This is a genomic window from Niabella soli DSM 19437, assembly GCF_000243115.2.
In the GTDB taxonomy this organism is placed as follows: Bacteria; Bacteroidota; Bacteroidia; order Chitinophagales; family Chitinophagaceae; genus Niabella; species Niabella soli.
Genome location: NZ_CP007035.1, coordinates 3,065,897 through 3,081,483 on the forward strand (window position 1 = coordinate 3,065,897; position 15,587 = coordinate 3,081,483).

Below are 15,587 nucleotides of genomic sequence, written 5' to 3' on the forward strand. Positions count from 1 at the left end.
CCCGCAAATTATATCGGAGATCAGACATCAAACATCCGGATTTACGCCCACTCCCTCGGATGCTTGCACGCCTGCAACAATTGATCTTCCAAACTGCCGGGCTCGGGTTCATAATTATATACAAAACGCACGGTTGGCGGCAGGCTCATTAAAATACTTTCGGTACGGCCATTGGTTTTTAATCCAAACAATGTGCCTCTGTCGTGGATCAGGTTGAACTCAACATACCGCCCTCTTCTGATCTCCTGCCATTTTTTGTTGGCAGCATCAAAACTTGTATTTTTTCTTAACCGCACTATGGGAAGGTAGGCTTCCAGAAAAGCCGCTCCGTTAGCTTTCTGAAAAGCCAGCAACCTGCTTGCCTCTTCTTCGTCACTTAAATATAAATGATCGTAAAACACACCGCCCACGCCGCGCATTTCATTGTTGCGGTGCGCATTGGTAAAGTAGGCATCGCATTGTTTTTTATATAATGGATAAAGGTGCGCCCCGAAGGGATCAATAGCCTTCTTAAAACTACCGTGAAAATGTACCACATCCTCCTCAAATAAATAATAGGGCGTCAGATCGGCTCCGCCGCCAAACCAGCGCCGGATAACGGTTCCATTGGCATCATGCGCCTCAAAATACCGCCAGTTGGCATGGGTGGTAGGCACAAAGGGATTAAAGGGGTGTAATACCAGGCTGATACCACAGGCAAACCAGGTGCCGCCTGCTGCACTGTTTTTTTCCGAATCGGGAAGCTCAGCAAAAAGCACTTTAACCATTTTTTCTGTTATAGCGCCATAAACCACCGACACATTTACACCTGCCTTTTCAAATACCGCGCCCTCCTCCATCACCCGGGAATGGCCGCCGCCGCCTTTTCCGTTTTCACCCCGCTGCCAGTTGTCTTCCCTGAATTTCGCTTTACCATCTTCCGCTTCCAGCGCGCTGCAAATAGTATCCTGCAGCCCATAAACATACTCGATCCATTCCTGCCTGAAAGCCTTTGTTGCTTCTACCTTCATAGTTTGTAAACATTATCATTGGGTGTGGCATCCATAAAAATGCCTCCGTCAATTGTTACACTTTCAATAGCCCCGCCAACAGGAACGGTAAACGAAACCTTTGTTTCACCTTGCTTCCAGAGCTCCGGGGTATAATGATATTTTTTTTCTTTGCCTTTATCCTGCCGGATGATCACATCAAAAGGCACCGCGAAGCCGCCGATATTTTCAAGCGTTATAGAAGTACGGTTATTGCCTGGCTGAACATTGTCGATCTTAAGATCGATATAGTTGTTACTAAAGAACCAATTCCTCCAAAACCAGCTTAAATCCTGTTTAGTAGCCGCATTGAAGGAATAAAAATAATCCCAAGGAGTGGGATGCCTCCCGTTCCAGGTATCCATATACGACAGCAGCGCATGTTTAAATGCCACATCGCCCAAGAGATCTTTCAGCGCCAGGTACGACAGGGAGGCCTTTACATAAGAATTATTTCCGTAGCCGGCGCCGCTTAACTGCGAGGACATTGTTATCAAGGGCTGATCATTTTCCGCAGCGGGGCTATTGATCCACCGTTTTACCCGGAAATTTTTATATGTTTCGTCAGCCAGTGTTTTCCCATTTTCCGCAATGCCGATCAGGTATTCAAAGGTGGTAGCCCACCCTTCATCCATATATGCGTAGCGGGTTTCGTTAATACCCATGAAAAATGGGAAATAGGTATGTGCAATTTCATGATCCAACACCAGCCGGGAAAAACTAAGATCCGATGTAGTGGCATCATTAACCATCATAGGATATTCCATATCTGCAAAGCCCTGTACCGCAGTCATAGTGGGATAAGGATAGGTAACGCCGGGCATATTATTGGAAAACCAACTGAGCGCGTCTTTGCCCCATTCCACTGCGTTCCTGAAATCTGCAGCCGTGTCTTTATACGCCGCCTGCACACTTACTCTTTTCAGCTCCTTTGCAGCCGCCAACGCTACACTGCCTCCATCCCAGACAAAATGGTTGCTGGTGGCAAAAGTGAAATCGGAAACATTATTTGCCGAGAACTTCCATTCATTCCATTCGCTGGAATTGGTTACGGCGCCCTGCTCCATGTCTTTTGCAGTAGCTACATGAATGATCTTATTGCTTGTCAGGGATTCCCGAAAACGTTTAAAGGCAGCGGGCTGCAACACATCTTTTGCGTTGTTGAGGGTGCCCGTAGCCCATACAACATAATTGGTTGGCACTTTAACCGAAACCGAATAATCGTTGAAGTCATTATAAAATTCACCTCCATCAGTGTGTGGCAGCCGATCCCAGCCATTATAATCATCATACACTGAAATACGCGGATAAAAATAGGCGCAGAAAAACGTATGGGGATCGATCTGCCCTTCCCTGCCACTCTGTTTTGAGAGCGGGTAACTCCATTCTATGTCAAAGACGGCACGGGCACCCGGCAGGATAGGGGTACGCAGCCTCACCGGATTCACCGTTCCCCAGTCGTTGCTGTTAACGGAATAAGCAGCACTGTCAACGGCAAAGGATTGGATCTGCAGCCCCGTGGTCAAAAAGTCTTTTGCTACCTGTCCGGAGCGCGGGGTCTCCGGCTTATGGATATTATTTACAAACCGGATAAAAACCACATGCAGCGTATCCGGGCTGTTGTTAGTATAAACAATTTGCTCCTTACCCGATACTGCTTTCTTAACCGGATCCACGGCAGCACTGATCGAATAGTTGCCCCGGTTCTGCCAATACTTCACCCCCGGAACACCTGTAACCGTGCGGGTTTCATTTTTTATGGCATTTTGAATATTACGTGGCATGTATAATGGTTGTCCAGCAATACTACCGTAAAAACAGATAAAGAGGACAGTTAAAAATGGTACTTTCTTCAAGGTAATCGTTTTTAAATGTTAGAAAATGAGTATTCTTTAATAGTGTTAACAAACGCTTTTGCATGATCAACCGGCACATTGGGTAAAATACCATGACCCAGGTTGGCAATATGCCTTTCTTTTCCAAAAGCCTTCAGCATTGCTTTGGCTTCTTTTTCAATTTGCGAAACAGGCGCTAATAATTTAGCGGGATCAAAATTGCCCTGCAGCGTTACGTTATTGCCTGCCAGCTTACGGGCCATTTCCGGTTCTATACACCAATCGATACCTAGCCCGGCCGCGCCGGTAGCTGCCATTTCTGACAAGGAACCCCACGCTCCTTTTGCAAAGACGATAACCGGGACCAATTCTTTTAATGCAGCAACGATCTGGCGGATATACTGAAGTGAAAAGGTCTCAAAATCCTGCTTGCCTAGCAAACCTCCCCAACTATCGAACAGTTGCAAGGTATCAGCACCGGCCGCCACCTGGCCCTTCAGGTAGGCAATCGTAGTATCGGTGATCATTTGCAGCAAGGCATGCGCCGTTTCCGGTTGCTGATAACAAAAGGCTTTTGCTTCATCAAATGTTTTACTGCCTTTACCCTGCACCATATAGCAAAGAAGCGTCCAGGGAGCCCCGGCAAAGCCGATCAGCGGCACGCGTCCGTTAAGCTCTTTTTTAATCAGTTTAATTGCATCAAAAACATAACCCAGCGTTTCGGCAACATCAGGAACCCGAACGCGCTGCAGGTCTTTACCCGATTGGATCGGTTGGGGCAGCAAAGGCCCCAGCTTTTCTACTAATTGCACTTCCAGCCCCATGGCCTGCGGCACTACCAGGATGTCGGAAAAAAGGATCGCCGCATCCACTCCAATAATATCCACCGGCTGCAAGGTTATCACACAAGCGAGTTCAGGGTTCTGGCATCTTTCAAAAAAAGAATATTTTTCCCGCAACTGGATATATTCCGGCAAATACCGGCCCGCCTGGCGCATCATCCACACCGGTGTACGTTCTGTAGCTTCTCCGCGAAGCGTTCTTAAAATTAAATCGTTCTTTATATTGGTCATACTCTTGTTTACAATCTAAATCCCCAAAACCAAAAGCCGGTTAATAATTACCATAGCTGTAAAACCGGCTATAATTGCCGGAACCATTTTATGCGTACCTGCGAAAAATGGGTTACCATCAATATTGCGCTGTTTTCTGTTCAACATCGCTCCATAGATCCACATCATTGAAAAAGGGCTGCATAACGGCGCTATCAGGCTTAACGTTGTGGGCACGGGAAGGTTGAGCAACGTAGTAATAATAATGCCGCCTAATAAAGGGTACAGGATCACTGCCTTTGTGTAGCGGCGGCGCTCCGCAATATCTTTTATCGTTTCTTCATCTGCAAAACGAATGAATAGTACGGCCAGTTGACGAAAAACAAGGAATAGTACGAAGGCTGCTGCCACGGCGATCACAATGATGAGCGCTACGGGAAAATGCAACTGGTTAAAAATAAGCCCCGTGTCGCCATAGGTAAAAAAAGGCGCTACCATCAGGTAACCTAAAAAGCCAATATACCCCGATGCAGACAGGTAGAGCAGGAACAAATAGCCATACTTCTTTACAGTGGCCTTTTTGCTAAATAAATGAAATGATATACCGATAAGCAAGCTCACTAAAGGACCTGCAGCTGCAATACATAACCGTTGCGCAAAGCCAATGGAATTTTCATCAAAATCGACATAGTTATGAAAAAGCTTAGCTCCGGCCGCATGAAAATAACGCGCCGTAACATAATGTCCGAATTCATGCAAGGTCATTTCCAAAATGGATGCAATGGAAAAAAGCAGGATGCTGTTTAGCGTGAGGGTTTTAAATGATCTTTTCATAGTTATGGCCGATTGAGGTTTAAATGTACTGCAAGTTGCAATAATTGTTTGAAGTCCGGCATCGGGCTTTCGATGATTTTATCCGTGTATTTTTTTAGCGCGCCGGTGGTAGACGGACCAATAGAGCAGGCAACCGTTTGAGCAGGAAGGGTATTGACTGAAAAAAAACTCTCTACGCCGCTGGGGCTGTAAAAAAGAACACCGTCATAACGCCCTTGTACCGGCTTTGGCGTTTCGATAGTATGGTATACGATAATTTCCCTGCAGGGAATATGATGCGCTGCCAATGACTCCGGAATCGTGTTCAGCCGCCGGTTACCGCAGAAGAACAATAGTTCTTTGGGTGCATGAGCGACGATCTGCTCCGCTAGCCGTGCGCCATTCGGGGCGGCAGCAATGATCGTTGATCCGGGGAAAGATACCTGTACCTGTTTTTTGGTGGCGGCCTCAATGCAAAATATATCCCAGTCGGTCTGCGATAAATTAGCTGCGGCAACGGCCTTTACGGCATTTTTGCTGGTAAAGATTATGGAGCGGGGAGCAGGAGCAATGGCTGCTACTGCACGTGCAATAGTATCAGGAGTTTCAGAACGGGTTTCAATAAAAGGAATACAATCGAGGTGGATTTGCCCCTCAACTGATGTTACCAGCTCTTCATCTAACAGGCCGGTGCTCAGGATATGAAGCGGTTTACCTGCCATCGTTCATTTTCGAAAGGACTGCCTTGGCTCCTTTTTCCAGGATTGATTGTGCGGCTTGCGTCCCGGGTGTCCTTGTTTCGTCAAGCCGGTACCATTCGTTCACTTCGATCTTTTCTGTTCCGTCCGGACTTACCACGCTTCCCCGGAACCGCAGTTGATCGTTCTCAAAAGCGGCCAGCGCGCTGATCGGCGTGCTGCAACCACCCATCAGCTCACTCAAAAATTCCCGTTCTGTCTTTACGCAAAAAGCGGTTTGCAGGTGATTGATCCGGTTGCAGGCCCTTAGCACACTGCCGTCGCCTTTTCTTGCCGTAACCATTATAGCTCCCTGGGCTGGCGCGGGCAGCATCCAGTCCAGATCGATGCTGTTGGCGGGTCTCAGCCCGATGCGTTCCAAACCTGCCGCGGCAAAAATGGCCCCAAACCAATTACTTTCCGACAGTTTTCTTAACCGGGTGTTTACATTGCCCCGGATATTTTCAATGGTGTGATTGGGAAAACGATTTAACCATTGTGCCTTACGACGCACGCTGCTGGTAGCAATGATCAGGTTTGAAATTTCTGATTTCTGATCCCGATAGCTATCGGAACTGATTTCTGATTTTTCGTCTCCGGCAATGAGATGTTTTAGGTCTTCCAAACTATAATCCGCCCCTGAAGCTTTCCAGTTTTCATTTAATACGAGAATATCTTTATACGAAGCGCGTTCCAGCACGGCGGCTTCTACAATGCCTTCCGGCAATTGCACCGGCACGTCCTTCATGCTGTGCACGGCAATATCGATCTGGTTATTCAGCAACGCAATATCCAATGCCCTTGTAAATACTCCCTGAACACCCATGGCATACAAGGGGGTAACCAGGTCAACGTCTCCATCGCTCCTGATCGGCGTTAAAGACGCCGGAACACCAAAATTTTCTAAAAGATTTTTAACCTGGGTGGCCTGCCACAGGGCCAGTTGGCTCTCTCTGGTACCGATACGGATCATAGTTGATGCACCCGCTTAGGGTATTTGCAGATAATCATTGATGCTGCTGATAAACTGACATCCCTTGTCGTGTTTCACTTTCAGGTTTACTGCCAGTTGCTTTACCGCTTTTTGTGCACGGGTGATGCGTTCCGTTTCGCTGATCAATGTTTTATCCTTATAAAATTCGCAAACGGCTGTTTGCGTTAAATCAATTTCACAAAGTTTGTTTTTCCAGGTTTTGAGGTGGTGTGCGTAATGGTGCTCTCTCAGCCAGCTCAGAAACTCATTTTTAAAGTGGTCGATAATAGCACTGGCCTCGGGCACTTCTGCCTTACGGCGGGCAAGGGTTTTGTCCAGTATGGTGCTGGAAATGGCATCCACGTCAATCACGGTAATGCCTTCCCTGTCCTTTATTAACGGGTGCACATTCACCGGAACGGAAAGGTCCAGCAGTAATTTTTGCTTCCCCGCTTTTATATGCTCCGGCAACACGGTGGGCTCACTGGAATTGGTGCATACAATGATGATATCCGACGCATCAATAACCGCAGCCTTGTCATTATAGGGCGCAAAATTTATATTATTGGCGAGCGCTACCTCCCGGGCCACCTCATCTGTGCGATTCATCAGGGTAATATTTGTTCCGGCTAAATAGGTATTAAGGTTCTTACAAACATTTACACCAAATTTCCCGGCCCCGATGATCAGGATCTTTTTTGCGGTAATGTCCTTTATATTTTGCAGCAATTCAATGGCTGCAAAGGAAACCGATACCGTACCATCGCTCAGGTTGGTTTCGGTCTTTATTTTTTTTGATGATTGAAAGGCGAAGTTCAGCATACGGTCCATCACCGGTCCGATCATATGCTGGCTACGGGCGGTATCCACCGCGCGTTTCAACTGGCCCAGGATCTCATAATCGCCCAATATCTGCGAATCCAAACCTGCGGCAACGTCAAACAAATGCCGGAGGGCCTCCTCCCCGTTTTTAAAATAACCACATTCATACAACGCTGCCTTATCTCCGTTGGTATGCGGTACAAGCAATTCTACCAGTTGCATTACTGATTCGGCAAACCCATAAATTTCGGTACGGTTACAGGTTGAAACAACGAAAACACTTTTTAATCCGGCTTCCTTTGCAGTTTTGCCCAGTGCAGCAAATGCATCATTATTTATAGAAAACAGGCCTCTCGTAGCAGCGTCAGCTTTGTGATAGTTAATACCTGCAATGCAAAAGCGATCTAAAACCTGTTTTGAAATATGGAACTCCTCTATTGCCATGATAACTGCGCAAATGTAAGAAGGATACGGCGCAGTAGCGTCATATTATTGTCACCGGATGATCATAAAAATATGATTTTTATCATTCAAAGTAGCATCCCCCGTCAGTAGCTTCGTCTTGGTTTAACCTATATCTTTGCCGGTTGTTATAACTGCTGATCAGTTACAACAACGCCCGGTTGGCAACGGGTAAAAATCTTAAGCGAACAAACGAATATTAGTTATACAATGCGTAAAACCGGAGTGATTTTAATGAACCTGGGCTCTCCCGATTCAACATCCGTAAAAGATGTAAAAAAGTATCTTGACGAGTTTTTAATGGATGAGCGGGTGATCGACAAACCCTGGCTTTTACGTTTTTTATTAGTAAGGGGTATCATCAACCCTTTCCGCGCTCCCAAATCTGCTGAGGCCTATAAAGCCATCTGGTGGGATGAGGGTTCGCCGTTAATTGTTTTATCAAAGCAATTGCAGGAAGCGCTTCAACAGAAAACAACACTCCCTGTTGAACTCTCTATGCGTTATGGTACGCCTACTCCGGAGGCAGCTTATACTGCTTTACTAAACCGGATGCCGGATGTGGAAGAAGTGATCCTGGTACCATTGTACCCACATTATGCTATGAGCAGTTTTGAAACAGCAGTGGAACATATGAAAGCCGCACATAAAAACAACAATTATGCTTTCAGGCTGAAAGTTGTACCGCCCTTTTATAAACACCCGGCTTATATAAACGCCCTGGCGGAAAGCATGCGCCCTTACCTGCAGGAAGATTTTGATCAGTTATTATTTAGCTATCATGGTATTCCCGAGCGGCACATATTAAAAGCAGACCCCACAAAAAAGCATTGCATGCAGGTAGAAAATTGCTGCTTTAAGGCAAGCGATTCCCATCCCACCTGTTACCGGCACCAGGTTACGATTACCAGTGAACTGGTGGCAAAAAAACTGGGGTTGAAAAAAGAGCAATGGCAGCAAAGCTATCAAAGCCGGCTCGGGCGCGATCCCTGGCTGTTGCCCAACACCCAGGTCCGTTTGCCACAACTGCCAAAAGAACAGGTTAAAAAACTGGTAGTGGTCTGTCCTTCCTTTGTGAGCGACTGCCTGGAAACCCTTGAGGAAATTGAGTTGCGCGGAAAGGAAGATTTTATGGCCCACGGGGGTGAACAATACACGTATATACCTTGTATGAATACCCATGCACTTTGGGTGGATGCCCTGTTACAACTGATTGAAGAAACAATGGATAAGGACCGATAAAACAGGCGTGTTCAATCGGGTTAATGTATACTTGCTACCGGTATATCTTAATAAGCCGGCATCAAAATTGTTTTTAAGGGGTGTACCTATAGCACACCACATGATCTGCGGCCGAATCAGTCTACCAACAGGTTGTTCCTATGGAACAAAACAGTTTTGGTCTCCACAACACTTTATATCGGCAGCTTGTTGAATAATGCCTTCGGCATTACCCATTTTTAGAACCTTATAGTATAATGATTGAACCTGCCGCGTAGTGGCTACCCATTGAGAGGAAATAATATTAATTTTGAGGCAGTTCAGTATCAGACGATCGGCACTACAGTCATCTTTATAAAGCCGAAGCCAGGGGCAATACGATCCAGTAGCTTAAAACAATACGCCGCCGCTCGTCTGTTGGCTTATAGTCAGTGATCGTTGTAGAAGGATAGGCTTCCCCCTTCCCATATCCCATATACCCCAGTGTTAATGAATTAAAGTTCTCAAATTTTGACGAGCGGGCATTTATTACCAGTTTTATATTCCTTACCATTTCCTTTGCCCGCAAATCCGAAAGAATCTGGTTTAATTCTTCTTGCGTCGGATTTTCCTTGTTAAGGATCCCGCTCAGTTCCTTGTAAAGCGGCCCGGATTCCAATACGGGTGTATCATCAGAGTATCCAACAAATACAATCCGGGCCTCCCGGGCAATTCCGGCATATTTATTTGAAAGCTGCGCAATAGAATCAATTACCGGTGCAAACTGCGTCGCAATAGTACCGATCGCTGCAGGGGGAATTTTATAAACCCCCGGATCAAAAAATGCTGCCAGGTGGTACATCCGGTATTTTGCTGTGCTTACCGACTCTTTCAGCATAGTATACACTTCCTCGCGCCGCTTTCGCGCAGCATTGAATGAATCCAGCACAATCAGTTTCGTAAGAATATCAGGAGTTTCTTTTCGAAACCTTGCTTTGTCAGCCGCTGTAGCATCCAATAACAAAGCGAGCTGCTGTGCGCTATTGAGGCGGCTGTTCAATTTTCCTAATATCGTTTGTATGGCACTGTTGACAATACTATCAACCGCCAGGTTTTCCGTTTTTCCCTGAAGCATCCGCTGTATAGTGTCCAGTGCGGCTGACTCTTCTCTTACCATTTTTTTGGTGGTTGTACTGGCATTCCGGGTGGCGGTCATTTGTTTTTGCAAACCGCAGGAAACAAACAGCACCATACAAAAAAAGAACAAATAAAATTTCATAGTCAACTATTGAGGCACCTGTTTAATCATAAAACCCGTATGCCCGGCAGGTTCCGGTATTTTTGTTTTTTCTTCCAGCAAACGACGGTATATTTTTTTTCGCTGATCGGCAACCGCTTGCTGGTTAATGTCCCCGTTATTATTCAACAGGGAAGCTTCTTTTAGCTGCAAATTAATAAGGGTCACTTTATTGTTCTGCTTCACATCACTAAAAGATAGAAGCATACGATCCAGCGACAGGTGTTTATAGCCGGCTTTTTCGTACCGGGGCGAAAACAGCGCAAAAATCAAAATTCCAGAAACAAACCATAGCCCGCACAAGAGCAGCAGAATGGTTCTGTAAAACCGGTCCGTTGTCTTAGTGTTCTTTTTTGATTGGTTGCGCATAATTAATTCTTTTCAAAAATAAAGCTCATTTCTTTATCAATACCCTTAATAACCCGGTCGCATTCTTTAATTATATCCCTGTCGTTTACAGATGCAATGTCGGTATTCAGCAATACCAGAACAGAATTCCCCGGTCCAAAAACAGAAAAAGTGGATTTTGCCCGGTGCAGGATCCGCCCGGCTTCCTCCCTATTTCCCGTTTTGATCGCGGCTTTCAGTTCCAGCTTGTCTGCGCTCCACTGGGTTTTTATTTCGGCGAGCAATTCCTGCATGATCGATTCGTCTCCATTGGTCAGCTCCTTTAAAAAATCGATGCCGCTATTGCCGGCAGCGGTTCCTGCTAAATTGTTTTCCAGCGGCGGATAAAGGTACTTTGTAATCATAGCCACCAGCTCTTTTTCCTGTACCGGTTTCGAAATATAATCATTAAAACCGGAAGCGAAACAGCGCCTGATCTCGTTTTCCATCACATAGGCCGTCATTGCAATGGCCGGCGTATGCAACTGCAGCTCCTGTCGCATTGCCGTAATAGCGCTGTATCCGTCCATTTGGGGCATTTGAATATCCATTATAATAAGATCATAAGAGCGCTCTTTAACTTTTTCCAAGGCTTCCCTGCCATTTTCCGCCAGGTCGATATCCAGCTTATGCTTTCGCAGCAGCAGCTTAATTAATTGGCGGTTGGCACGGTTATCCTCTACCACCAGCACGGTGAAGCCGGAAAAATCCGCCGTTACCGCGGCGGCTTCTTTAGCAGTATTTTTTGCGGCAGCGGCAACTTCTTCAAATATAGCGGTAAAGGTAAACTCAGAGCCCTGCCCAACAATGCTTTGCACGGCAACCGCTCCGCCCATACGCTCCACAATGCTTTTTACAATACTGAGTCCCAGGCCTGTTCCCCCGTGCTGGCGAATGGTAGAATGCTCCAATTGCTCAAAACGGTCAAAAATAAGATGAAGCTTCTCTTCAGGGATTCCTTCCCCCGAGTCTTTTACGGTAAACAAAAGACGATGGCTGCCGGTCTTTTCACAGGGGAGCAGACCTACCTGAATGGCCACACCGCCATGAGCTGTAAACTTTATGGCGTTATTAATAAGATTTACCAGCACCTGCTTCAGCCGTTGCGGATCTCCTTTAAGGCTGCCGGGAACCTGGGCATCAATTGTCCATTGATAAAAAAGACCCTTCTCCCCTACAATTGCAGCAAACATATGCTCCAGATCATTAAAGAGCTCCTGTAAATTAAAGGGAACATTTTTTATACTGAGCTTCCCTGCCTCAATTGAGGAAAAATCCAGCACATCATTTACAAGATGTAATAAGTTGTAGCCATTGGAAACAATTGTATTGGTATATTCTTTTTGCTCTTTATTGAGCGGCGTATCGGCAAGCAAATTTCCAAATCCGATAAGTGAATTAAGGGGCGTACGTAGTTCATGGCTCATATTTGCCAAAAACTCATCTTTTGCATTCTTGCTTTTAACCGCCACTTCCCGGGCAATGCTTAATTCTTTTATCAGTACCCGCTGTTGCCATTGACGTATTACAATTATCGTGGTAAAAATAAGCACCACAATTACAACGGCAATTGCCAATATGCGGTTGTAAACGGAGAGCTTATCAGAGTGTTTTGTATTTGTTAGCAAGGTTTGCTGCAAATGCTGCTGCAGGAATTCCTCCACCTGCACACCATATTGGTAAACTGCTTCTCCGGGCTTATACTTTTTCAGCGCTTCAATGTTTTTTGCCAGCAGCCCTTCATCTTTTTTTTGACTAGCCGCTAAAACTGCGTAAGAAAGATCCAGTTGTTTATTTACAGCCCCCATTAGCCGGTCCATGTCCGGAACCTGCCCTTTCTTACTAACCACATCATTCAGCACGTTCGCATTATATCCTAATACCGTAAGAGAGTCCTCCAAAACATTCAACGAATCCTTATCAGCCTTACTGATCCGCAGCAGCCGGGACTGCAATGTAAAAGAAAGATTAACCAGTTGTTGCACGGCGTCATTGGTCTTAAATGTTTCAACCGCTTCTATATTTCCGTTTTGCAGGGCATCAGTAGCCCGATCAGTAAGTTTTTGAGCAAAAACAATGCTTACGACCAGCACGAATGCAAAAAAGATAAGCAAAAAATAACTATACCTTTTTTGCATAAGCTGACTTGTATTTTAACATGTAACAAGGGTTTTGAAAACCCTCCGGAGGCCTGTTTGCTTCTTTCATAAAACATACGGTTAGTAAAAGGTATTTCATTCAGAAGGGTCAAAAATATATATTCTGGGCGGAACATAAAAATATGTATACAGCACTGCTGATCCGGGTTGTTCTTTTTCGGGACTGTGCCAACGGTGAAAAGGGCTGGTAACGTTGGTGCACAGGCAACTGAAATTTTATTATTTTTGAACTCAAATACAGCATTTTTATTAATGCTGGTTATTCTTTTGAAGTAAACCTATCACTTTGGCGTATTTATATTTAAAAGCAGTTCACATTATCTTCGTGGTTACCTGGTTTGCCGGTCTTTTTTATATGCCCCGGCTTTTTATATACAATGTGGAAGCCAATGATAAACCACAGCCGGAACAGGAGCTGCTCCACGCCCAGTTTAAAAAAATGATGAAACCCCTGTGGTATGGCATCACCTGGCCTTCGGCAATCATTACGCTTATTATGGGGCTGTCGGTGCTTTACAGCAGCGGCCTGTATGCTATTCTTTTTAAACCGGAAGGCTTTTGGCTGCTTTTGAAATTATTGCTGGTGATATTGCTTTACGGTTATCATTATTCCCTGCACCGCATTTTTAAACAGCAAATGGCAGGTATTTATAAATATACATCTGATCAATTGCGGATGTGGAACGAGGTGGCCACCATCTTTTTAGTTGCCATTGTGCTGTTGGTGGTGGTAAAAAAGGAAATAAGTGTGATCTGGGGCCTGGCGGGAATGATCCTGCTGATCTTTGTACTGATGATCGCTATCCGTATTTATAAAAGAGTGCGTACGAAGAAACAATAGAGAGTATTGGCCTGCCGGAAAGACGGTGAGTTTTTGAACAATTTTTTCTGTCTTTCCGCGTTCCCGGCGAATGATTAGTACGTGGCTTTTTGATCGCCCCGCAGCTATGTTCCATTCCTGTTTTTCTGCGACAGTCTTCCCTGGCGGGCACACCCGCAAAAATCCTCAGCGTTTTTATAGTGAACCGGCATCAAAATTATCATAATGAGCGTAGGCTCCCCGCTTCCATTGCTATCAATTGGGTATGGTGGCAGACAATTGAGAAAAGAGGTAGGGTTCCTGCAGCCCGGCATTACTTTCAAACGCAAATGGGTCGTGCCGATGGCACTTAATTCTCGGCTCAGCTCTTCAATCCGGAATAAATTCCGGATTTACCTGATGAACAAGCCTCTGGCTTTCTGTGGCATAAGGAATGTCATTGTACCGGACCAGAACTCACCCCCACCCATGAACATACAAGAGGTATGGCCTCGGTTTAACAGGTTCTTATTATGCCGCTGTGGAAAAAGGGGCAAAAAAAAGCTGCTCCAAAACCGGAGCAGCCCTTTTCAAAAAATTATACCTATTCTTTATTGCCGCTGACCCTTCTGAATAGTGTTATACCGATGCGTATCAGAAGGTATATCCGGGTACCCGGCTGGCGTTGTAGACTCCTTAAAATAAGGATCATATTTATTCCTTAAGTTCTTGTAGGAATCACCATCCGCCAGGAAGGCGATAATAAACCAGATGAACAACATCAGAGGAATTAAAATGGTCATCGTAAAATTGCGGATCTCATCGCCCAGGTGCATAAATATGGAAACAATGTAAAATGCTTTCCCCAGGGTTAAGATGCAAATCACTCCTTTTATCAGTAATAAAAATCCCTGGCTGGGCATTCCCTTGTGCAATACATAAAGGGTAAACCCAAGGGCCAGTTCTATAAGCGTGAATACAGAAAGGATAATGGTGGTTCTAATTATACGACGTTTAAAAGTAGCATCATCCATATGATGTTCAAAAGTGATCTCGGATGATGTTGCTGTGTGTGGATCGTGACTCATTATTATAGCTTTATAATTCGGTTAAAGTTAAGATTAAACATCAGATAAGGTAAAAGGCAAGGAATACAAATACCCATACCAGATCCACAAAGTGCCAGTACAAACCGATTTTTTCGATCATCAGGTAATGCCCCCTGCGCTCAAAAACACCCATTTTTGTTTGTATTAACATGATAATCAAAAGTATAACACCTATAGATACATGGAAACCATGAAAACCGGTAATGCCGTAAAAGAAGCCTCCAAATGCTGTAGGACCTGCCTTGCGCACCACCATTTCACTATTGGATAACATTTGCACCAACTGCTCCTTAGGTGTTTGCAGTAACTGCGCATAAGAAAGATGCGAGGCATGTTCCTCCTGAACCAGTTTTGCCAGCGTTTCGGGGGAAGATTTCAACAAGGCCGGTGTTACTTCATGTGGCAGTACTAATTCGCCCCAGGGGTTTGATCCGTTCCTTTGTGTCAGTAATTCAATATGATCGCCCACCAAAGCCGGATGTCCTTCTGTAAGCAGGTGATGCCATTCCCAGGCCTGGCAGCTCAGGAAGATCAAACCGCCGATGATGGTCAGGATCAGATACTTTTCAACGCCTTTTTTATCCCGGTTATGCCCTGCGTGTACCGCCAGCACCATGGTAACGGAGCTGATGATGAGCACGAAGGTCATCACACTCACAAAGGCCAATGGTAAATTAGCATGCCCTGCAAAGGGGAAGGTGCTAAATACAATACTGGGTTCCGGCCAGTAGTTCAAACCAAAACGAACGGTACCTAATGAGATCAGGAAGGCTCCAAAAGTAAAGGAGTCGCTCAATAAGAAGTACCACATCATTATTTTCCCATACTCAATATTAAATGGGCTTTTTCCGCCGCTCCACCATTTGGTTTTATGTGTTACTGTTTGTTCCATATTGATTACATCAATTTATAAA

14 protein-coding genes are annotated in these 15,587 nt (G+C 45.3%); 2 read left to right on the forward strand and 12 right to left on the reverse strand.

What is annotated here, in order from left to right; genetic code table 11:
• Positions 1–41 precede the first annotated feature (41 nt).
• The 7 genes from hemF to hemA form a co-directional block, all read right to left on the reverse strand.
• On the reverse strand, positions 42–1,010 hold the full coding sequence (gene hemF, locus NIASO_RS13145) for an oxygen-dependent coproporphyrinogen oxidase (RefSeq protein WP_008586522.1): 969 nt from the start codon (positions 1,008–1,010) through the stop codon (positions 42–44).
• Positions 1,007–2,812, reverse strand: coding sequence for a M1 family metallopeptidase (locus NIASO_RS13150; protein WP_168128490.1), 1,806 nt, complete (start codon positions 2,810–2,812; stop codon positions 1,007–1,009). The genes hemF and NIASO_RS13150 overlap by 4 nt, the downstream gene beginning before the upstream one ends.
• A gap of 83 nt (positions 2,813–2,895) precedes the next feature.
• Positions 2,896–3,936 carry a uroporphyrinogen decarboxylase gene (hemE, locus tag NIASO_RS13155; protein WP_008586526.1) on the reverse strand — a complete coding sequence of 347 codons (1,041 nt, stop codon included), beginning with the start codon at positions 3,934–3,936 and terminating at the stop codon, positions 2,896–2,898.
• Positions 3,937–3,951: 15 nt separating this feature from the next.
• Positions 3,952–4,749, reverse strand: a complete 798-nt coding sequence (locus NIASO_RS13160) for a hypothetical protein (RefSeq protein ID WP_008586528.1) — start codon at positions 4,747–4,749, stop codon at positions 3,952–3,954.
• Between the two features lie 2 nt (positions 4,750–4,751).
• Entirely contained in the window at positions 4,752–5,450 is a 699-nt protein-coding gene (locus NIASO_RS13165) for a uroporphyrinogen-III synthase (RefSeq protein WP_008586530.1), read from the reverse strand.
• The gene (locus NIASO_RS13170) at positions 5,440–6,438 is read right to left on the reverse strand and encodes a hydroxymethylbilane synthase (protein WP_008586532.1); all 999 of its coding nucleotides are present in this window, start codon (positions 6,436–6,438) and stop codon (positions 5,440–5,442) included. The genes NIASO_RS13165 and NIASO_RS13170 overlap by 11 nt, the downstream gene beginning before the upstream one ends.
• Positions 6,439–6,453: 15 nt before the next feature.
• On the reverse strand, positions 6,454–7,704 hold the full coding sequence (gene hemA, locus NIASO_RS13175) for a glutamyl-tRNA reductase (RefSeq protein WP_008586533.1): 1,251 nt from the start codon (positions 7,702–7,704) through the stop codon (positions 6,454–6,456).
• Between the two features lie 228 nt (positions 7,705–7,932).
• Between hemA and hemH the strand changes: the two genes are divergently transcribed.
• On the forward strand, positions 7,933–8,964 hold the full coding sequence (hemH, locus tag NIASO_RS13180) for a ferrochelatase (RefSeq protein ID WP_025298960.1): 1,032 nt from the start codon (positions 7,933–7,935) through the stop codon (positions 8,962–8,964).
• A 331-nt stretch (positions 8,965–9,295) separates the two neighbouring features.
• Here the strand turns inward: hemH and NIASO_RS13185 are convergent, their stop codons facing one another.
• The 3 genes from NIASO_RS13185 to NIASO_RS13195 are packed head-to-tail and all read right to left on the reverse strand — an operon-like array spanning position 9,296 to position 12,744.
• Complete coding sequence (locus NIASO_RS13185; protein WP_008586537.1) at positions 9,296–10,201, reverse strand: hypothetical protein; 906 nt, start codon at positions 10,199–10,201, stop codon at positions 9,296–9,298.
• A gap of 6 nt (positions 10,202–10,207) precedes the next feature.
• Complete coding sequence (locus NIASO_RS13190; protein WP_008586538.1) at positions 10,208–10,588, reverse strand: hypothetical protein; 381 nt, start codon at positions 10,586–10,588, stop codon at positions 10,208–10,210.
• A 2-nt stretch (positions 10,589–10,590) separates the two neighbouring features.
• Positions 10,591–12,744 carry a response regulator gene (locus NIASO_RS13195; protein WP_008586540.1) on the reverse strand — a complete coding sequence of 718 codons (2,154 nt, stop codon included), beginning with the start codon at positions 12,742–12,744 and terminating at the stop codon, positions 10,591–10,593.
• A 307-nt stretch (positions 12,745–13,051) separates the two neighbouring features.
• Here NIASO_RS13195 and NIASO_RS13200 point away from each other — a divergent pair, with 307 nt between their 5' ends.
• The gene (locus tag NIASO_RS13200) at positions 13,052–13,606 is read left to right on the forward strand and encodes a CopD family protein (RefSeq protein WP_008586542.1); all 555 of its coding nucleotides are present in this window, start codon (positions 13,052–13,054) and stop codon (positions 13,604–13,606) included.
• A gap of 569 nt (positions 13,607–14,175) precedes the next feature.
• Here NIASO_RS13200 and NIASO_RS13210 read toward each other — a convergent pair.
• Both NIASO_RS13210 and NIASO_RS13215 read right to left on the reverse strand, forming a co-directional pair.
• Positions 14,176–14,652 (reverse strand): cytochrome C oxidase subunit IV family protein, encoded by a 477-nt coding sequence (locus NIASO_RS13210; protein ID WP_008586544.1) that lies wholly within the window; start codon positions 14,650–14,652, stop codon positions 14,176–14,178.
• Positions 14,653–14,692: 40 nt separating this feature from the next.
• Complete coding sequence (locus tag NIASO_RS13215) at positions 14,693–15,565, reverse strand: cytochrome c oxidase subunit 3 (protein WP_008586546.1); 873 nt, start codon at positions 15,563–15,565, stop codon at positions 14,693–14,695.
• Positions 15,566–15,587 lie beyond the last annotated feature (22 nt).